Genomic DNA, 18,226 nt, shown 5'->3' on the forward strand with positions numbered 1-18,226 from the left:
ATTTTGTCTACACCCTCTTAAACAGGGGCAAAGAGTTTCTGCGCCCATTGAAAATGATCACGAGTGGAGCTGAGAAATGCGGCTGATGTAAGTTTGGACATAGGCGTCCAATTCGCCTATGGAGGCTCGCTCAAGCGCTTGCTGGTGCAGCCTTGAGGTGACGCTCAGCGCCTCCAGATTCGACTCTTCGTCGCCGGCCAGACCCTTGAAGTATTCGGCGTGCTGCTTGCTCTGAAGAAGGCCGAACCGCGCCAGACTCGATTTTCGTTTTCGCAGCGCCTCCAGCACCTGTGCCGAAGGCGTCAGGGTGCAGTTTTCGACCTTGTCTCGCTGTGATTGGACGGCCTCGGTATGGAGGTCGCCAGCGTGGCTTCGATCCAGCAACGCGCCGAGTGGCTGAATGCTCTCCAACAAGTCGCAAGCCCAGGTTTTCAAATCGGTGTTCTGTCCTTCCCTCAGCAGTTGCAGCCCGGGTCGACGACCTTCTTTGGCGACCTTGAGGAAATTTTGATCGGCATGCAGTTGCTCATCACTGCTCAGTCGCGGACTGTCCTGCAACGCGCAAAACAACAAAAACGCATCGAGAAAGCGCATTTGGACAAGATCCATTCCCGCTGGCATAAATGGATTGATGTCCAGGCAGCGCACTTCCACGTATTGAATGCCCCGTGACAACAACGCCTGAAGCGGTCTTTCGCCGATATCTGTCACCCGTTTGGGGCGGATACTGGCGTAGAACTCGTTTTCAATCTGCAGCGTGTGAGTGCTCAGCTGCACTCGTTCGCCCGCCTGGTGAGTCCCCATTTCCTCATAGCCTGGGTGGGGCGTGGAGACCGCACGGTGTAACATTTCCATGTAATTGCCAAGGGTGTCATAACTCGGATTGAGGTCGGATTGGGCTCGGCTTTGATAACCCAGATCGCTCATGCGCAAGCTGGTGGCAAAGGGCAGGTAGAGAGTGTGCTCATCGAGCCGTTCGAGTGCGTGCGCGCTTCCCTTGAGAAAGCTGGACTCCACCGCTGGGGAGGCGCCGAACAGATACATCAGCAACCAGCTGTAGCGTTTGAAATTACGAATCAGGGCCATATAGCACGCTGACTGATAATCCTGCAGGGCCTGCGTATCACCTTCCTCCCGTTGCAGAAGCGCGAAGAGCGCTTCGGGCATCGAGAAGTTGTAATGAATGCCGGCAATGCACTGCATTTTTTTGCCATAGCGCAAGGCCAATCCTTTGCGGTAAAGATATTTCAACTGCCCTGTATGTGAAGTGCCGTAAAAGGCGATCGGTATGTTTTCTTCTTCCGGGAGGGGGCATGGCATGGACAAGCTCCACAGAAATTCCCCTTCAAGGTTGCTGCAAGCGAATCGGTGGATTTGCTCCAGGCAGGCCAAGGATTCCACTGCCCCCGGCATGGCCGGAGTGATGAATTCCAGCAAGGATTCGGAGTAGTCGGTGGTTATCTGCGGATGGGTAAGTGCCGAACCCAGTGCGACAGGGTGCGGTGTCAGTGCAAGGAGTCCCTCGCAATCCACGCGCAAACATTCGCGCTCAATCCCTCTCAGGCATTGACTCAACAGGTCGTAATGGGCCGGTTGCGCCAGCAGCCTTTGTCGACGAAACAGAAGATCACTCAAGGGTCATTCCTGCGCACACAGTTGGGTTGATGAGACCGGTTGTCCTGCTGTTCCAGTCTTTTTTCGGGTCACGCGGTCCACCAGATACACCAGCCCGTGATAATCGATCCCGCCATGCTGGCTCAGGCCAATCTCACAAGTGCGACTGGTGGAAATGCCTTCGCTGCAGTACTGCACCGCATCTTTCAGAGTGCGCAGTGAATGTGCATTCAGTTCGGGAGTGGTGAAGCCCTTGTCGCCGGCAAACCCGCAGCAATGAATGCCTTCGGGGATGACCACGTTGTTGCTGCATTTGCGCGCCAGATCGATCAGCGCCTGGCTTTCACCAAGGTGCTGGGTGCTGCAGGTGACATGCACCGCGATGGGCGCTTCCTGCGGCGTGAACTGCAGTCGATCCATCAGGTGCGTACGAATGAAACGTACCGGGTCGTACAGGTCCAGGCGTACTTCGCCCAGGTCCTGGATCAGGCGCAACGTGCAGGGGCTGGTGTCGCAGTAGATCGGGTCGAGTCCGCCACGGCTGGCGTGGCGCAGAGCGCCAATCAGTTCCTGGCGTTTGTGTTCGGCCTGTTCAGCATAACCCTTAGAGGCGAACGGCTGGCCACAGCAGAGGTTGTCCAGGTTGTCCGGGAAGACCACCTGGTAACCGGCTTTTTCCAGCAGGCCGCGGGTCTTGTCGCACAGCGACATTTGTTCCTTGTCGCCCGCCGCCGGCCCCATCGCCCGTGAAACGCATGCGGCCAGGTACACCACGCGCGGGCGTTCGTCGCTCACTGTCGGGCTGAAGCGAATGGCTTTTTCCGGCTGTGGTATGGCGTTGGTCCATTGCGGAACCTGGCCTTTGGACAAGCGCGTCAAGGTTGCGGATAACTTTGCCAGGCGTGGCGCACCCAGCAACATCCGTGCGCCATTGGCCACGTGCAGGGTGAAACGCGCACCTTGCAGCGCCGTGGCGAAATTTCCCTCCAGCCAGTTGGCAGTTTTCTTATGGGTGGCGTGCTGGCCACGAAGCTTTTTCACCAGCTCGCCGGTGTTGATTCCTACAGGGCAGCGTTGCGCACAAAGACCGGTGGCGGCGCAGGTGTCGATGCCCTGGTATTCGTAGGCCGCTTCGAGTTCGCGGGTGTCGACCCCGGCGCGTTTCTTCGCCTGGATGTCCCGCCAGATCACGATCCGCTGGCGCGGGCTCAAGGTCAGGCCTTTGGAGGGGCAGACCGGCTCGCAGAAGCCGCATTCGATGCACTTGTCGATGATCTCGTCGGCGGCCGGCAGCGGTTTCAGATGCTTGAGGTGGATTTGCGGGTCTTCGCTGAGCACCACGTCCGGATTGAGAATGCCGTTGGGATCGAGCAGGCGCTTGAGCTGCCACATCAACTGGTAGGCGTCGCTGCCCCATTCCAGTTCGACGAAGGGTGCCATGTTGCGCCCGGTACCGTGCTCGGCCTTGAGCGAACCGCCGAACTTGACAGCCACCAGTTGCGCCACGTCGTCCATGAACGCCTGGTAGCGTGCGACTTCTTCCGCGCTGTTGAAGCCCTGGGTGAAGACGAAGTGCAGATTGCCTTCCAGTGCGTGTCCGAAAAGGATCGCTTCGTCGTAGTGATGTTTGTCGAACAGCTCGATCAGCCGGTTCACGCCGAGGGCCAGTTGTTCCACCGGGAAGGTCACGTCCTCGATGATCACCGTGGTTCCGGTTTTGCGCACCGCGCCGACGGCGGGGAAGGTGTCCTTGCGGATCGCCCAGAGCCGGGCGTTTTCCAGCGGGTCTTCGGTGAAATCGATTTGCTTCTCTACCGGGAACGAAGACAGCGACGCCATGATCTGCGCCAGCTGTTCCTGCAACAACGAGGTAGATGCCGCGCGGGATTCGATCAGCAGGGCGCAGGCATTGTTCGACAGCTGTTGTACGAAAGCGTGCATGCCGGGCTTGTTCTGCACCGAGCGCAAGCTACGGCGGTCCAACAACTCTACCGCTGACACCGGTTGGCTTTTGAGCACGGTGACGGCGTTGCAGCAGGTTTCCACATCCGGGAATACGATCAGCGCCGAGGCCTTGTTCGGGTGATCGATCACCGTGTCGTAGGTCACTGCGCTGATGAAGCCGAGGGTGCCTTCGGAGCCCACCAGCAAGTGGCTCAGGATATCCACAGGTTCGTCATAATCCACCAGGGCGTTGAGTGACAGGCCGGTGGTATTTTTCAGACGGTATTTGTGGCAAATTCTCGCGGCCAGTTCGGCATTGGCGCGGGTCTCGCGGCCCAAGGTCGCGAGGCGCTCCAGCAGGTCGCCATGACTGGCGCGAAACGCCGCGATACTGGTGGCGTCTTCGGTATCGAGACGGCTGCCGTCGGCCAGCACCAGACGAATGCCGGCCAGGGTGTGATAGGTGTTTTGCGCCGTGCCGCAGCACATGCCGCTGGCATTGTTGGCCACGATGCCGCCGATTTTGCAGGCGTTGATCGAGGCCGGGTCCGGGCCGATCTTGCGCCCGAACGGTGCCAGCCAGGCATTGGCCTGCGCGCCGATCACCCCCGGTTGCAAGCGGATCTGTGTGCCTTGGCCACGGATCTCGCGACCGTTCCAGTTATCCCCAAGCACGATCAACACCGAATCGCTGATGGCTTGCCCGGACAGGCTGGTGCCGGCGGCGCGGAAGGTCACGGGAACCCGGTCGCGCTGTGCCAATTGCAGCAGCGCCACCACTTCATCTTCGGACTCGACGCGAATCACCAGTTGCGGAATCAGGCGATAGAAGCTGGCATCCGTTCCGAAAGCCAGGATGGACAGATCGTCATCGAATCGCCGCGCACGCGGAATTATTGTATTTACAGCTTCACGAAATCTGACAGGCAGGCTCACAGATCCTCCGGCGAGGTGGGGCAGGGCAATGACTCATCTCAGTGGCAACAAGCCCCTGGTTGAGCAGGCCTGCATTTTTGTGATCGTTGTATCGATCTTCGTTCGTTTTTCCTGGAACACCGGGCCTTTGACGGCTTGGGTGTAAACACGGCCATTAGCCGGTTGCAGAGAGATTGAAGGGCGATTGCAGGTAGGGTGATGATCCTTGTTCCAGATCATGCAGGTATCGCGCAGCGGGAGGGTAATAGCCTGGTACTACGATGCGTTGCGCGTTCGAAGTTCCAGACCCGTCGTGGTGATGGAGGTATTTCCTGACGGGTTGTAAACGCTAAAAAAACGCTGGGCAAAATCCCGCCAAGGGTCATAATGAAACGCTCTAATTCAATCACTGTATCGCACTGATTACCCAAAAAACACGGAATGTCCAAGAGGGTTGCGCTCTCCCTTTAATGCACGCATTAACCTGTGGGGTGATGTGAAATGCTTAAGCGCATTTTTGTCAGCATCATTGGTATAGGGGTTGCCGGAGCTGTATTGTTCGGAATTTACGCTTGGCATCCGGAAATCGGATCCATTACACCCCCGACCAGGAACCTATTCCCTTCGGACATGGTCGAGCACGGCAAAATCATGGCCGCTGCCGGTTACTGCCGTACTTGTCAAACTACCCCGGGTGGTCAGGAGTACGCGGGTAACTATCAGATGAACACCCAGTTCGGTGCCATCTACTCCAGCAACATCACTCCGGCCCCTGACACGGGTATCGGTCGTTGGTCAGAAGAGGCGTTTATCCGCGCCATGCGTGCCGGTGTCAGCCGCGATGGTCATCACTTGTTGCCGGCGTTCCCGTTCGAGCACTTCAATAAAATGACGAATGACGTTATCAAGGCTGTCTATGCCTTCCTCATGTCATCCGTGCCGGCGATCAATCAGCAGAAGAAGGAAAACGGTATTCCGTTTCCGATCAATCTTCGCTTTCTGCAAGCAGGCTGGAAACTGCTGTTCGCCAACACCGATCCGTTTGAAAAGCGTAGCGACAAGTCTGAGGAATGGAACCGCGGTGCCTATTTGGCCCAGGGAATCAGCCACTGCGGTGCCTGCCATACGCCACGTAATGCGCTGGGGGGCGAAAAATACAGTCACATGTAAGAAGGCGCATCGATTGACGGCTGGGTCGCACCATCGCTGACCCGCACCAGCATGTCGCCGCTGCCTTGGCGAGTGCAGGACTTCCATGAATACCTGCGTACTGGCAACTCTCTATTCCACGGCAGTGCCGCTGGCCCGATGGCGCCTGTCGTGCATGAGGGCTTGTCTGCCTTGCCTGACGCGGATATCAAAGCGTTGAGTGTTTACTTTGGCGAGTTGGCGGGTGACAACAACAACGAACCAGCGGCCAGTCCTAAACTCCAGACCGCTGACCAGGCACAGCACAAGACCACAGACTTGCGGATCGATCATGGTGCCCGGCTGTATAACAGCACCTGTTCTGCTTGCCACTACAGCAGTAGCCAGCTGGTGAAAGGTCGTCCGTTGCTGGCCCTGGGCAGCGCTACTCATCTTGACGACCCGAGTAATCTGATCAACGTCATACTCGATGGCTTCAGAAGCGATCAAGGGATTCGCGGTGTGGTCATGCCTCAGTTCCGCGAAGCGCTCAATGATGACGACATAACAGCCATTGCCACTTACCTGCGACAAACGGCGAATGAACAGCCATGGCCGATCTGAAACAGAAAGTCGCTGAGATTCGTCGTCAGCCCCGGTTTGAGCATTAATTCGCGGGAGGAGTGAGCCATGGCCAGGTTTATGTTGAACGGCAAGCCAACAGTTGCCGACGTGGACACAGACATGCCTCTTCTGTGGGTTATCCGTGACGAATTGAACATGACCGGCACCAAGTTCGGTTGCGGTATTGGTGCCTGCGGTGCTTGCACCGTACACGTTGGTGGCCGAGCCACCCGTTCCTGTATCACGCCTGTCTCCGCCGTGGTGGGTGCCAGTGTCACCACCATCGAAGGCTTGTCCGAGCAAGGCAATCATCCGTTGCAGGTGGCCTGGCATAAATTGCAGGTACCACAGTGTGGCTACTGCCAGCCTGGTCAGATCATGCAGGCCGCCGCGCTGCTGAGCGACTTTCCCGATCCGACCGATGCAGATATCGATGCGGTGATGAGTGGCAACGTCTGCCGCTGCATGACTTACGTACGCATCCGCAAAGCGATTCATAAAGCGGCTGCTGCAATGAGGCAGGAGGTCAACGATGAGCGCGCTGTTTAATACGGGCGGACCAACAGGCATGACTCGCCGTGGCTTTCTGGTTGCCATGACCCTGGCGGGGCTCAGCTTTGGCTTTCCACGCGGCGTGTTAGCGGCCATGGATCCTGCGACGACCGATGACGCGGCGCTACCCAGTGAAGGCGCAATCTACGAACCTTCGGTGTGGTACTCCAGCGACAACGCCGGCAAGGTCAAGGTCAAGGTCAACATCATTCGGGTCGAAATGGGCCAGCACGTGGGGTACTTCCATCGCCCGAATCCTTGCGGACGAATTGGAGGTGTCTTGGGAAAATGTGGAAATCGTCCATGTGGACAGTGCCAGGAAATGGGGCCTGATGGTGACCGGCGGGAGTTGGTCGGTGTCCCAGAGCTGGCCGGTTTACTGTCAGGCCGGTGCTGCCGGACGGGTGGCATTGATTGAAGCTGCTGCCAAAAAATGGGGCGTTTCGCCCGATTCCTGTGTGGCCCGCGGCGGTAGGGTGGTTTGCGGAAAACAGGAAATTTCCTACGCCGAACTGGTCACCTTGGGCGTGACCCGTGAGTTCAGCGAAGCGGAGCTGAAAGCGCTGCCACTGAAGGCCGATGCCGACCTGAGGCTGGTGGGTAAACCGGTCACTTCGCTGGACATTGCCAACAAAACCACGGGTGACGCCGTCTTCGGTATCGACGCCAGAGTTGAGGGCATGGTGTATGCCAGCCCGTTGCTGCCACCGACCCGATATGGTGTTGGCGCTGACGCCGAATTGACCCAGTTGCCGAGATGTCACTGACCTAGGCTGATTCCTCGAAAAACATTGGTTGTGCAGAGTTTGTGCTGATTTAGAGGTGGGGCAGTCTTACGTCGGCACGTGGGTCAATTCGGCATCGCCCTCAAGAAGGCTGACCTTTGTGGATGCCCCATTGTCCTATAGCGGCTCGATTTTCCTATCGGTTAGCGAGACATCCAGCCTATCGTTGCCACGAGGTCTTCGTCACTGCAGTCACTGCAGAGCCCACGTGGTGGCATGACACTCAATCCATTCACTACGTTTTTGAGTAGTGCCTCTTGCCCTTGAGCAAGGCGAGGTTTCCACGCAGCTGCATCACCTTTCTTGGGCGCGTTTGGGAGTTGGCCGTTGTGGCACATGGCGCAGGATTTTGCGAATACGGCCTCAGGCTCTTGAGCTGCCTGGGCAGAAGCAATCATGAAGGCTGTAGCGGCAATCAGCAGTGTTTTTCTCATAGATGATCCTCTTGTTGTTGTTCAGAAATTGTCTTTCCACTTGCGCATTGCAGCGAAGCATTCCTCGGCGGATCTGATGGTCAGCCCCGCGTGACGTTCGATAGCCTCAACGATCTTCGCTTCCCGTACGCGGAGGAACGGGTTAAATGCACGCTCAACGCCGATTCGGGTCGGTAAGGTGCACTCACCGCGGTCACGGATTTCGCAGACCTCGGCCAAGCGCTCGGCGATTTGCTGATTGTCTGGGTCAACAGCCAATGCAAAACGCAGGTTGGAGAGGGTGTACTCGTGTGCACAGTAGACTTGCGTCTGCTCCGGTAGCGCTGCAAGGCATTCGAGCGAGGTCAGCATCTGCAGCGGCGTACCCTCGAACAGGCGCCCACAACCGGCGCTGAACAGCGTGTCGCCGCTGAACAGCACATTCTCATCAACCAGGTGGTAAGCCAAGTGTCCGGAAGTATGGCCAGGCACCCCGATCACGTTGATGGTACGTCCCAATACCTGGATCAGATCACCATCCTTGAGTGGCCGATCCCTATAGGGGATCGGCTCGTTTTCCGGGCCATGGACGAGAAGGTCGAAGGCAGACTTCAGCTTCTCGATACCGCCCACATGGTCACTGTGGTGGTGAGTGATCAGTACATCAGTGAGCACCCAACCAGGATGCTCAGCCAGCCAGGCTTGAACTGGCCCGGCATCACCTGGATCTACGACTGCACAGGCCTGGTTTGAGTGATCAGCCAGAAGCCAGATGTAGTTGTCGGTGAATGCCGGGAGAGCGCAAATCTCCAAACGGTTGTCGGGAGTAGTAGTCATGCCGCATGCGTCCTTAAGGCATCGGCAATGTACTCAGCCTGACGGATCGCGAGGCTGACGATCGTCAGGGTAGGGTTCTCGGCTGCGCTGGTGGTGAACTGACTGCCATCCGAAATGAAGAGATTCGGGACTTCATGGCTTTGCCCGTATTTATTGCAGACGCCATCAGCTTCCTTGTGGCTCATGCGACATGTGCCCATGTTATGAGTCGAGGGGTAGGGTGGTACTCGATGCGTCTTCAGTGCTCCGACGGCCTCATAGACCGCACTACCTTGCTGATAGGCATGCTCTCGCATGGCGATATCGTTGGGGTGGTCGTCGTAGTGCACGTTGGCCACTGGAATGCCGAAGCGGTCTTTGACGGTATCGCTCAGGGTGATGCGATTGGTTTCCCGGGGCATGTCCTCACCGACCAGCCACATGCCAGCCAGATGCGTGTAGTTGTCCATGACGCGGGTGAAGTCGCGCCCCCAGGCGCCGGGGTTGAAGAACGCAGCCATGAAGGAAAGGCCGAGCGAGATGGTTTCCATCTCGTAGCCACCGACAAAGCCTCGGTCGGGATTGAAGTGCACCTCATCACCGATTAGGCCGGCCATGATGGTGCCGCGGTAGAAGTGCACCGGATCCTTGAACTCCGCAAACACTGAGCCGGTGGTATGGCGCATGTAGTGCTTACCAACCATCCCTGAACCGTTGCCAATCCCATGAGGGAACAATGTGCTGGTCGAATTCAACAGCAAGCGGGGCGTTTCGATGGCATTGCCTGCGACCGCAACAAGACGCGCTTTCTGGCGTTGCAGTCGTCCCTGCGCATCCGCGTAGACCACTCCAGTCGCGCGTCCCTTGGCATCGTGCTCGATCTTCACTGCGTGCGCCTGCGTGCGGAGCTCGAGCTTACCTGTGGCTTCCGCTGCTGGAATCTCGGTGTACAGCGTTGACCACTTTGCCCCCATCTTGCAGCCCTGGAAGCAGAATCCGAGTTGCATGCATTGAGCACGTCCTGCGCGAGCACGGCTGTTGATCGCCATGTGGCCGGTACTGCATTTCTTGTAACCAAGCTTGCGAGCACCGTTGTACATCACCTGGAAATTGTTGTTTCCCGGCAGTCCAGGAATGTCGTTGGTGCGCGTCACGCCCATCTTGTCTTCTGCCCTTGCATAGAAGGGCTCCAATTCTGCAAGCGTCAGTGGCCAGTCGAGCAGATTCGCGTCTTTGATGTCGCCGTAGGTCTGCCGCGCTCGGAATTCATGCTCCTGGAATCGAAGGCTGGCACCTGCCCAGTGAGTGGTGGTTCCACCGACGGTTTTACAGATCCAGGCGGGGAGATTCGGGAAGTCCTTGGCGATCTGCCACGAGCCCGAGGTAGTGCGAGTATCGCCCCAGGACAATTGCTCGAATGAAGGCCATTCGTCATTGATGAATGTGGCAGAGGATTGGCGCTGTCCAGCTTCCAGCAGAACGACTGGAATACCCTTCTGGCACAGTTCATTGGCCAGTGTCCCGCCACCCGCACCAGAGCCGATGATCACCACTACCGAGTCGTCGTCGAAATTGAATGTAGTCATGTACGCATCCTCAGGAAAAGGCGGGGGGACTGGCTTCGGTAGGGGCAGCAGGCAGCCATTTCAGATCGTTGAAGCCGCGCATCAAGTAGCCGCCTTTGGGGAAGGAGGCGCCCTCGTAGCCAAAGTGCTGGTAGGCGAGTTCATTGCTGTAAAGAGCATTGACCGATACTGATCTGATCAGGGTGAAAAACGGGGTGGTCTGGATGGACTCCAGCAAGGCCAATTGGCGTGGCTCATCCAGATTCAGCCAGGCGCCGTCGGCAGACTTGTCCAGCTCGTTCAAACCTTGTTCAAGCAGGGGAAGAATGGAGGGGTCAGTAACGGCGCGGTCGTCCAGTGCTTTGATCGCAAAGGCGTACACAGCGTCTTCCATCTGATCGTGAGGGTAGATCCGGCGCACCACAACGATCAGTCGTGCGGCTTGATCGTTGTTCAGCATTTTCATCTCGAGCGCCCAGGTTTTACTGGGGGCGAGCAGGGCAATGGGGCCGGAGGTGAAAAGCAACGTGCCCAAGAGAATTCCGCCGCTGCCTTTCAGAAAGCTACGGCGGCTGGCTTGTATATCCTGCATGCTGTTCTCCTTGTTGTTGTTATTAGGAGCCTGACATCACGGGTGCTGCTTTGTTGGGGAGTGGCGTTTTTCCGCGCTGTATTAATAGACGACGCCTAGGCGTCTGATGCTTGTGGTTGCGTTACTGGTAGTGGCCGGCGCGCTGCAGCACCTCAATCTTGTAGCCGTCGGGGTCTTGGATGAAGAAGAAGCGAGCGAGCATCTCCTCGCCACGTTTGAATTCCTTGATGGGGGCAGGTGAGAGCCCTATTTCGCTCAAGCGAGCGTGATGGAGATCAAGGTCTTCTACTGCGAAGGCGACATGGCCATAGCCACTGCCGTGGGTGTAGCTGTCTTGGCCCTTGTTCCAGGTCAGTTCGATTTCGGCGCCGCTTTGCTGGTCGCGCAGGTACACGAGGGAGAAATCGTCGAACTCAAGGCGATGGGATTCCTGCAGGTCGAATGCTTGTCCGTAGAAACTCATGGAGGCATCCAGGTCACCTACGCGGATCATGGTGTGGAGGAATTTCGACATTATCAGGCTTTCCTGTGGTGTTGTTATGCACTCAAGATGGCAGAATGAAAATCTGGTGGGTAATAAGTGGCTATTACGTGCGCCTCGGCAGCGAAATGGGCACGTGTAATAGCGGTGTATTACCCGCGTGATGCCTTGGGAAGGTAGCTTCAGGTGTGGGCATATGCCCACGACGCGACTTAGCCAGGTGAAACCAGCGGAGGCATCATGTGTGAGCTGTACGTGAAGGCAGACCCGATTCTCTATGAATCGCGCTCGCGCTCCTTGCGCATCCGGGGCGTGGTTACCACCCTGCGTCTAGAAAACCAGTTCTGGGACATCCTGACCGAGATCGCTTCAGCGGATGGTGTCAGCACGAACCAACTCATCGCTAAGCTGTACGAGGAAGTCATGGATTACCGGGGAGAAGTGGTGAATTTTGCCTCGTTCTTGAGGGTGAGCTGCACCCGCTACCTCAGCCAAAAGCAGGTGGCCAATAGGGTGGTGCCACTTTCGATCGCAGCGGGGTAAGTGAACTGCCTCGTGACGGTGTCCTGGCAGGTGCTCATCTGCCGGCAACCGACCACTCTTAGGCGCACCTCACAGGAGGCGAGAGTATTAGGCAACGTGCTGACGAGGCTGTTTTTAGGGTAGGGCGTGTGGCACGGCTTCTTATTGGCATATTCCAACTGCAGAGGCGTTACCTTTGGCGAATTACGATTTCCAAGAGCTGCTGGCCCGTTTGAACCATTTGGAGGACACCGATCCAGGTGCAGCAATCAGGGAAGCGCGAAGAATCGTCGCTGATGGCCCACAGGCGCCAAACCTTAAGGTTATTCAGGCTGCGGCTCTGGTAAACGCAGGTGTGTTGATTCAGGCGCGCGACGCTGTTGAGGAAGGACTTGCACTGTACCGAGAGCTTCATTCGACCTTCCCAACCCCTGATGTGAAGTTCAACCTGGCCACGGCAATAATCAGTGCAGCGGCTTTCACCAGCGAAGAAGGTGATCGGCTAGACCCACCTCGAATCTACCAAGGCCCTGCGGGCTGAAGCCCGTGGCTACTTCTGGCACGTGGCTCAGAACACTGAGGCTGCAGATGCCATTCGCACACAGAGTTGGACGAACCTTGCTAATCAGCTGGAAGGAAGCTTCCGCTTCAGTGAAGCCCATGACGCCCGATTGGCAGCGCTGAAGCTAGACCCAGGGAATGGCGTAGCTGCGGCGTCCGCAATACGCTATCTGTTGAGCTGTTACCACCAAGGCCTGTGTTCCGACCTCGCTATCCACGAAGCCTCAGCGCTTGCCCAGGTCGCGAGATCAAATCGAGACCGTATCATTGAATACGCAGGCTTGCAGGCAGCCAACAGTAAGCGTCCGGTGAACTCACCTTACGAACTCCAGCTTTTAGGGCGATGGTGTCCGGGTATTTTTAAGCGGACGCGATCGCCCTTATCGCCAGGATTTCCATGCGCCAACGAAGCTCTTATCCGAAACCATTCAAAGCCCAGGTCGTTCAGGAATGCCTGCAACCTGGGGCAACCGTATCGAGTGTCGCCATCAGCCACGGCATCAATGCCAATGTCATCCGCAAATGGATGCCGCTCTATCGAGACCAGCCCGCAGCGACTTCACTACCGGCGTTCGTTCCGCTAAAAGCCGCACCTAAACGGCCAGCCGAAGCCTCAGTGATCATCGAGTTGCCCATGGCCGGCCAATTGATCACAGTGAGATGGCCAGCCTCGGATCCCGAGGGCTGTGCGCAATTTATCCGGGCTGTCGCTCAATGATCCGCATTGATGCAATCTGGCTGGCCACCGAGCCGATGGACATGCGCGCCGGTACCGAAACGGCTTTGGCCCGGGTGATCGCGGTGTTCGGTGCGGCGAAGCCGCACTGCGCTTATCTGTTCGCCAATCGCCGTGCTAACCGGATGAAAGTGCTGGTGCACGATGGCGTGGGCGTCTGGCTTGCCGCGCGGCGCCTGAATCAAGGCAAGTTTCACTGGCCCGGAATTCGCCACGGCTGTGAGGTCGAACTCGACAGCGAGCAACTCCAGGCGTTGGTGCTGGGCCTGCCGTGGCAGCGGGTCGGCTCAGGCGGCGTGATCAGCATGCTGTAACCGCCGGCCATTTGGCCGGTCTGCTTGTCGTCGTTTCGGGCCTGCTCTGGCACAATCGGCGGCATGACTTTCTTGCCCAACCTCGACCAGATGACTCCGGAACAGCTTCGTGCCTTGGCGGCACAGGCGTTGCAATTGCAGTCCCAAGTCGAGGCGATGAGCAGGAAGATCCAGAACGATGAAATTCTCATCGAACAGTTCAAGTTCGAAATCGCCCTGCTCAAGCGCCACAAGTTTGCCAAGCCCAGCGAGCAGATCAGCCCAGCACAAGACAGCTTGCTGGATGACCTCCTCGACACAGACCTTGAAGCTATCGAAGAAGAGCTGAAAAAGCTCATCCCAGCTTCACCACAGGCCGAGCCACGGCAATCCCCGAAACGTGCGCCCTTGCCGCCGCAGTTTCCACGTACGGTGATTCGTCACGAACCCGAAAACACTCAGTGCGCCTGTGGCTGCCAGCTTCAACGCATCGGCGAAGACGTCAGCGAAAAGCTGGATTACACGCCTGGTGTGTTTACCGTCGAGCAACATGTACGTGGCAAATGGGCCTGCCGCCAGTGCGAAATACTGATCCAGGCGCCGGTGCCAGCGCAGGTTATCGACAAAGGTAGCCCAACCGCAGGTTTGCTGGCCCACGTAATGGTGGCCAAGTTTGCCGATCACTTGCCGCTGTATCGGCAGGAGAAAATCTTTGGCCGCGCCGGGCTGGCAATCGCTCGCTCGACCTTGGCCCAATGGGTTGGACAAACCGGCGTGCGGCTCCAGCCGTTGGTCGATGCATTGCGTGAGGCGTTGCTGAAGCAGGGCGTGATTCATGCTGATGAAACGCCCGTGCAAATGCTTGCACCGGGCGAGAAGAAAACCCACCGGGCCTACGTCTGGGCCTACAGCACGACGCCGTTTTCGGCCCTCAAAGCCGTGGTTTACGACTTCAGCTCAAGCCGTGCTGGCGAACATGCGCGCAACTTCCTCGGCGACTGGAACGGCAAGTTGGTCTGCGATGACTTCGCTGGCTACAAAGCTGGCTTTGAGCAAGGCATCACTGAAATCGGCTGCATGGCCCACGCCCGTCGCAAGTTTTTCGATTTGCATGTGGCGAACAAAAGCCAGTTGGCCGAACAGGCGTTGCATTCGATTGGCGGTTTATACGAGATCGAGCGCCAGGCACGGGACATGAGCGATGAAGATCGGTGGCGATTACGTCAGGAGTTGGCGGTACCGATCAGCAAAACACTGCATGAGTGGATGTTGGCCCAGCGCGACTTGGTGCCCAACGGATCAGCCACGGCCAAAGCCCTCGACTACAGCCTGAAACGCTGGGTAGCGCTGACGCGCTACTAAGACGATGGGGCTGTGCCCATCGACAACAACCAAGTCGAGAACCAGATAAGGCCATGGGCACTCGGGCGCTCGAACTGGCTGTTTGCCGGGTCGCTACGCAGCGGTAAGCGGGCGGCTGCGATCATGAGCCTGATCCAATCAGCGCGCATGAATGGGCATGATCCGTATGCCTATCTCAAGAATGTGCTGACGCGGCTGCCGACGCAGCGGGCCAGCGAGATTGAGCAGTTGCTGCCGCATCAGTGGGTGCCAGCCTGACTTGCACAAGGTGAGTTGGGCGGACGCTTACTTTCCGGCACCTGCTGGAGATGCAACAACTCGCGGCAGGGATTCTGGAAACCATCAACAACTATTTGCAAGACAAAGGGAGGTCTGTCGCTACGCCAGGGTACGATTGTCGATGCCACCATCATCCACGCGCCCAGTTCGACCAAGAACAAGGATGGCAAGCGCGATCCGGAAATGCACCAGACGAAGATGTATAGTCAGCCCACCTCCTGCAACGCAGTTTGATGAACGGTAAAGCATGCTTGCGCTAATGTATCCGGGCTCGTGGTGAGCACGTTCATTAGCGCTCGGCCCTTGATGAGAAGTCGCTCCCAATTGTCCTTGATAAAGGGATCAGCTTTAAAAACTATCTTCGTTTTCAGGTTTTCAGTTGGGATGTCTGCCGTTTATCGTCATCATCACTGTCGTCGCAAAAGCCGGTGGTAAGTCGGTTAGGTCAAGCCATCTGTTTCACGTTGTAGCTGCCGCCTCGGGCTAATACTGCCCAGACGATTCTTGTCGTCTTGTTGGCCAGCGCACAGGCGACTTTGTTCGGGGGCTTGCGAGCCAAAAGATTTCTTACCCAAGCTCCGAGTGCATCGTCACGCTTGTCGATTCGTATCATCAGTGCGTGAGCGCCTTGCACCAGCAGGCAGCGCAGATACTTGTCGCCGCGCTTGCTGATGCCAAGCAAGCTCGTCTTGCCACCGCTTGAATACTGTCGAGGCACCAACCCGAGTGACGCGGCAAAGTCGCGTGAGCGTTTGTAAGTCGAAGCGTCACCGACATCGGCCACCAGCGCGCTAGTGGTGAGAGGGCCGATGCCGGGGATGCTCAGCAAGCGCATGCCGGCGGCGTCCTCAGACAACTGCTGTTTGATCTCGACATCGATCCCCTTGATATCTCTCGTCAGGCGTTGAATATCGAGCAGCATTCGCTCAACCGCATTACGCAGTCGAATCGGCAGCTCATGGCGTTCCATCAAAGCGGGCACCTGCTCCAGAGCAGCATGTCCAATGGGGAAAATGATCCTGAGCTCCAGCAGGACACCGTGCACCTGGTTGATGATTCGCGTGCGATTATCCACCCAAGACTTGCGCAGCTTGTGCTCAGTCGACAGGATCTGCTGCTCAAGGGTCTTTACTGGAACCGAGCGGGTTCTGGGTCGCGACGCGGCTTCGCAGATGGCCTCTGCATCGATAAAGTCATTCTTGTTGCCAGTGACGTAGGCCTTCACATGCTGCGCCGCGATTAATTGCACGCGGTGGCCCAAGCCCTCGATCTGCCTAGCCAGCCATTACGAACTGCCGCAGGACTCCATGCAATTTTGCAGCTTGGCAACTGCGCCAGATACGGCAGCAATTGGCAACGATTGAGCTTCTTGCGCATGAGCTGATTTCCTCTCGCATCCTGGCCATGCAGGTGGAAGGTGTTCTTGCCGATGTCGATACCTAGAAGCGTTACGGTGTTCATGAGAGATCCTCCTTCGGTCAAGAGAGAAACCCGGTAAGTCTAGACTCACCGGGTTTCTCGAACTGGGCTGACCATCTCATTAAGACAACCAGTACTTCTTCGGCATGAAAGCGCATATCGGAGCCGACGCAGAATCGGGCCTGGTACATCATGTCCATGGCACAGCCGCCAACGTGGCTGACGTGACGGAAGTTTCACATCTACTGCATGGCGCAGCGAACGTCGCCAATGCCGATTCGGGCTATACCGGCGTTGAGAAACGACCGGAGCATGAAGGGCGACCGGCGACCTGGCAGATCGCTGCGCGACGCAGCACCTACAAGCACTTGGGCCAACGCGCGTGCTCTACTCAGCCAAGCGCCAGATCGAGAAGGTCAAGGCGCAGGTACGGGCGAAAGTCGAGCATCCGTTCCGAGTGATCAAGCTTCAGTTCGGCTATGTGAGAACTCGCTTTCGCGGCGTGGCCAAGAACACGGCGCAACTGACGACGTTGTTTGCGCTGGCGAGTCTGTGGATCCATCCGGCCAGCATGGCCGCAAACCAAACTGGGAAATCCACAGTCCTCCGGGTATTCATCCCTGGCCGGTAGCCCCCCACATGGTTGTCTTAGGTGGAAACCTGGATGACTGCTTTTGGCCGATTCTGTTGAAAAAGTCTCGTAGCGTCGCTCGCCTATGAAAGAAGGTGAGCGACGTTAAAATCTGACTCGCTCAGAAGGCAGAAATGCATTAGATTTTACATAGCAACGCGAAAATTGAGCGCTTTTCGACCTGCTGACAACCCATGTCCGTAAAAATCGACTTTTTCAACAGAATCGGCCGATAGCTGCCCCAGAGTGTCGACAGGTTTCGTCTATTCAAGATGAACCAGTGTCCATCCTCAGCCAACCACTGGGTAGTTAGCATCGCTCCATAAGGTGTCTGGGCTAACCGTTTGGTCGCGGTGGATCTTCTTGCCCATTGTCTCGACTTTCTGATCGAGACTCTCGACACGTTGCATCAACTGCGCCGCCAGAGCGCGCAGTTGTTCAGGGGGCAGTTGGTCGAGATTGGGCAGCGAAGTCATGCCGCCGGTTTTGCCGGAGCAGGCCAAAGCCGACGATAGGCTCATCGGACAATTGCACGGCCCGGGTGAGGTTTATGGCATGCAGATATTGTCATCGTTCTGGGCTAGGGCCTGTTGCAATGTCATCAACCTAAGCTGCAGCCCTGCCCAAGGTAAGCCCCCCGAAGCAGCCAGCTGCCATGGCCGTCGGGCGATGACCAGGCCTCTGCCGCTCAATCAGGCGGTCTAACTGGGCTGGCGGTGATGTGATCATCGTCTGTTCCGGCCCGGCTGTCTAGGCGAGATTTCTCGTTCTCCGGACGAGCCTATGCCGACCGCTTGTGGCCAGCTTTTTTTGCACACGGAGGTTGGGCGGTGGTGTTTCTTCAGCGCGTCGGTTTGTAGCCCCCACAACCTCGGCTGGCTGCGCGTTTGCGTTGGCGCGCAAAGCTACGGCCTGAGCGTACGGCACTGAGGCTTTTAGCCATCAAGGCCAGCACATTGCTCAGCCCCTGAGCACTGAATCGCCCCTGGTTTCG

General features: G+C 57.3%; 16 protein-coding genes and 6 pseudogenes. 12 read left to right on the forward strand and 10 right to left on the reverse strand.

Going from position 1 to position 18,226, the window contains the following annotated elements; translation table 11 throughout:
• Positions 1 to 57: 57 nt before the first annotated feature.
• Positions 58 to 1,635 carry a glutamate--cysteine ligase gene (gene gshA / locus B2Y33_RS15755; RefSeq protein WP_009681568.1) on the reverse strand — a complete coding sequence of 526 codons (1,578 nt, stop codon included), beginning with the start codon at positions 1,633 to 1,635 and terminating at the stop codon, positions 58 to 60.
• Positions 1,636 to 1,638: 3 nt separating this feature from the next.
• On the reverse strand, positions 1,639 to 4,494 hold the full coding sequence (locus B2Y33_RS15760; RefSeq protein WP_009681569.1) for an FAD-binding and (Fe-S)-binding domain-containing protein: 2,856 nt from the start codon (positions 4,492 to 4,494) through the stop codon (positions 1,639 to 1,641).
• A gap of 480 nt (positions 4,495 to 4,974) precedes the next feature.
• Here B2Y33_RS15760 and B2Y33_RS15765 point away from each other — a divergent pair, with 480 nt between their 5' ends.
• The 5 genes and pseudogenes from B2Y33_RS15765 (at position 4,975) to B2Y33_RS15785 (ending at position 7,544) form a co-directional block, all read left to right on the forward strand.
• Positions 4,975 to 5,643 (forward strand): cytochrome c, encoded by a 669-nt coding sequence (locus B2Y33_RS15765; protein WP_197899466.1) that lies wholly within the window; start codon positions 4,975 to 4,977, stop codon positions 5,641 to 5,643.
• A gap of 51 nt (positions 5,644 to 5,694) precedes the next feature.
• Positions 5,695 to 6,225 carry a c-type cytochrome gene (locus tag B2Y33_RS15770; RefSeq protein ID WP_016486912.1) on the forward strand — a complete coding sequence of 177 codons (531 nt, stop codon included), beginning with the start codon at positions 5,695 to 5,697 and terminating at the stop codon, positions 6,223 to 6,225.
• 66 nt (positions 6,226 to 6,291) lie between these two features.
• A complete protein-coding gene (locus B2Y33_RS15775; RefSeq protein WP_009681570.1) occupies positions 6,292 to 6,774 on the forward strand; it encodes a (2Fe-2S)-binding protein in 483 nt (160 codons plus the stop codon).
• 116 nt (positions 6,775 to 6,890) lie between these two features.
• Positions 6,891 to 7,244: pseudogene (locus tag B2Y33_RS15780) on the forward strand (hypothetical protein); the annotation flags it as partial.
• A gap of 9 nt (positions 7,245 to 7,253) precedes the next feature.
• Positions 7,254 to 7,544 (forward strand): hypothetical protein, encoded by a 291-nt coding sequence (locus B2Y33_RS15785; protein ID WP_236183105.1) that lies wholly within the window; start codon positions 7,254 to 7,256, stop codon positions 7,542 to 7,544.
• A 161-nt stretch (positions 7,545 to 7,705) separates the two neighbouring features.
• On the opposite strand, the gene B2Y33_RS15790 is transcribed toward B2Y33_RS15785, so the two are convergent.
• The 5 genes from B2Y33_RS15790 to B2Y33_RS15810 all read right to left on the reverse strand — a co-directional run bounded on the left by B2Y33_RS15790 (position 7,706) and on the right by B2Y33_RS15810 (position 11,462).
• A complete protein-coding gene (locus B2Y33_RS15790; RefSeq protein ID WP_009681572.1) occupies positions 7,706 to 7,996 on the reverse strand; it encodes a c-type cytochrome in 291 nt (96 codons plus the stop codon).
• A gap of 21 nt (positions 7,997 to 8,017) precedes the next feature.
• Positions 8,018 to 8,812: a hydroxyacylglutathione hydrolase gene (gene gloB / locus B2Y33_RS15795; protein ID WP_016486914.1), complete on the reverse strand. Its 795-nt coding sequence runs from the start codon at positions 8,810 to 8,812 to the stop codon at positions 8,018 to 8,020.
• A complete protein-coding gene (locus B2Y33_RS15800; RefSeq protein ID WP_009681575.1) occupies positions 8,809 to 10,377 on the reverse strand; it encodes a GMC family oxidoreductase in 1,569 nt (522 codons plus the stop codon). The genes gloB and B2Y33_RS15800 overlap by 4 nt, the downstream gene beginning before the upstream one ends.
• Positions 10,378 to 10,387: 10 nt before the next feature.
• The gene (locus B2Y33_RS15805; RefSeq protein WP_009681576.1) at positions 10,388 to 10,948 is read right to left on the reverse strand and encodes a hypothetical protein; all 561 of its coding nucleotides are present in this window, start codon (positions 10,946 to 10,948) and stop codon (positions 10,388 to 10,390) included.
• 121 nt (positions 10,949 to 11,069) lie between these two features.
• Positions 11,070 to 11,462, reverse strand: a complete 393-nt coding sequence (locus B2Y33_RS15810) for a VOC family protein (protein ID WP_009681577.1) — start codon at positions 11,460 to 11,462, stop codon at positions 11,070 to 11,072.
• Positions 11,463 to 11,669: 207 nt separating this feature from the next.
• Here B2Y33_RS15810 and B2Y33_RS15815 point away from each other — a divergent pair, with 207 nt between their 5' ends.
• From B2Y33_RS15815 to B2Y33_RS15840, 6 genes and pseudogenes are all read left to right on the forward strand, one after another.
• Positions 11,670 to 11,972, forward strand: a complete 303-nt coding sequence (locus B2Y33_RS15815) for a ribbon-helix-helix domain-containing protein (protein WP_009681578.1) — start codon at positions 11,670 to 11,672, stop codon at positions 11,970 to 11,972.
• 175 nt (positions 11,973 to 12,147) lie between these two features.
• A complete protein-coding gene (locus B2Y33_RS15820) occupies positions 12,148 to 12,492 on the forward strand; it encodes a hypothetical protein (RefSeq protein ID WP_154211951.1) in 345 nt (114 codons plus the stop codon).
• Positions 12,493 to 12,909: 417 nt separating this feature from the next.
• A complete protein-coding gene (gene tnpA / locus B2Y33_RS15825) occupies positions 12,910 to 13,230 on the forward strand; it encodes an IS66-like element accessory protein TnpA (protein WP_009681580.1) in 321 nt (106 codons plus the stop codon).
• On the forward strand, positions 13,227 to 13,562 hold the full coding sequence (gene tnpB / locus B2Y33_RS15830) for an IS66 family insertion sequence element accessory protein TnpB (protein ID WP_003189483.1): 336 nt from the start codon (positions 13,227 to 13,229) through the stop codon (positions 13,560 to 13,562). Before tnpA ends, tnpB begins: the two co-directional genes overlap by 4 nt.
• Positions 13,563 to 13,625: 63 nt before the next feature.
• Positions 13,626 to 15,161 (forward strand): annotated as a pseudogene (gene tnpC, locus B2Y33_RS15835) (IS66 family transposase).
• A gap of 26 nt (positions 15,162 to 15,187) precedes the next feature.
• Positions 15,188 to 15,392: pseudogene (locus B2Y33_RS15840) on the forward strand (IS5/IS1182 family transposase); the annotation flags it as partial.
• A 235-nt stretch (positions 15,393 to 15,627) separates the two neighbouring features.
• Here the strand turns inward: B2Y33_RS15840 and B2Y33_RS15845 are convergent.
• A pseudogene (locus B2Y33_RS15845) lies at positions 15,628 to 16,643 on the reverse strand (IS110 family transposase).
• A gap of 86 nt (positions 16,644 to 16,729) precedes the next feature.
• Here B2Y33_RS15845 and B2Y33_RS15850 point away from each other — a divergent pair.
• A pseudogene (locus B2Y33_RS15850) lies at positions 16,730 to 17,232 on the forward strand (transposase); the annotation flags it as partial.
• Between the two features lie 290 nt (positions 17,233 to 17,522).
• On the opposite strand, the gene B2Y33_RS15855 reads toward B2Y33_RS15850, so the two are convergent.
• Positions 17,523 to 17,753 (reverse strand): hypothetical protein, encoded by a 231-nt coding sequence (locus tag B2Y33_RS15855; RefSeq protein WP_009681584.1) that lies wholly within the window; start codon positions 17,751 to 17,753, stop codon positions 17,523 to 17,525.
• Positions 17,754 to 18,073: 320 nt separating this feature from the next.
• Positions 18,074 to 18,226, reverse strand: a pseudogene (locus tag B2Y33_RS15860) (IS4 family transposase); the annotation flags it as partial.

Origin of the sequence: Pseudomonas sp. UBA5666 (assembly GCF_002420785.1) — a bacterium.
Classification (GTDB): domain Bacteria; phylum Pseudomonadota; class Gammaproteobacteria; order Pseudomonadales; family Pseudomonadaceae; genus Aquipseudomonas; species Aquipseudomonas fulva.

Coding starts and splice junctions, on each gene's coding strand:
- B2Y33_RS15765 (WP_197899466.1), top strand. CDS start 4,975: ATGCTTAAGCGCATTTTTGTCAGCATCATTGGTATAGGGGTTGCCGGA.
- B2Y33_RS15770 (WP_016486912.1), top strand. CDS start 5,695: ATGTCGCCGCTGCCTTGGCGAGTGCAGGACTTCCATGAATACCTGCGT.
- B2Y33_RS15775 (WP_009681570.1), top strand. CDS start 6,292: ATGGCCAGGTTTATGTTGAACGGCAAGCCAACAGTTGCCGACGTGGAC.
- B2Y33_RS15790 (WP_009681572.1), bottom strand. CDS start 7,996: ATGAGAAAAACACTGCTGATTGCCGCTACAGCCTTCATGATTGCTTCT.
- gloB (WP_016486914.1), bottom strand. CDS start 8,812: ATGACTACTACTCCCGACAACCGTTTGGAGATTTGCGCTCTCCCGGCA.
- B2Y33_RS15800 (WP_009681575.1), bottom strand. CDS start 10,377: ATGACTACATTCAATTTCGACGACGACTCGGTAGTGGTGATCATCGGC.
- B2Y33_RS15805 (WP_009681576.1), bottom strand. CDS start 10,948: ATGCAGGATATACAAGCCAGCCGCCGTAGCTTTCTGAAAGGCAGCGGC.
- B2Y33_RS15810 (WP_009681577.1), bottom strand. CDS start 11,462: ATGTCGAAATTCCTCCACACCATGATCCGCGTAGGTGACCTGGATGCC.
- B2Y33_RS15815 (WP_009681578.1), top strand. CDS start 11,670: ATGTGTGAGCTGTACGTGAAGGCAGACCCGATTCTCTATGAATCGCGC.
- tnpA (WP_009681580.1), top strand. CDS start 12,910: ATGCGCCAACGAAGCTCTTATCCGAAACCATTCAAAGCCCAGGTCGTT.
- tnpB (WP_003189483.1), top strand. CDS start 13,227: ATGATCCGCATTGATGCAATCTGGCTGGCCACCGAGCCGATGGACATG.
- B2Y33_RS15855 (WP_009681584.1), bottom strand. CDS start 17,753: ATGAGCCTATCGTCGGCTTTGGCCTGCTCCGGCAAAACCGGCGGCATG.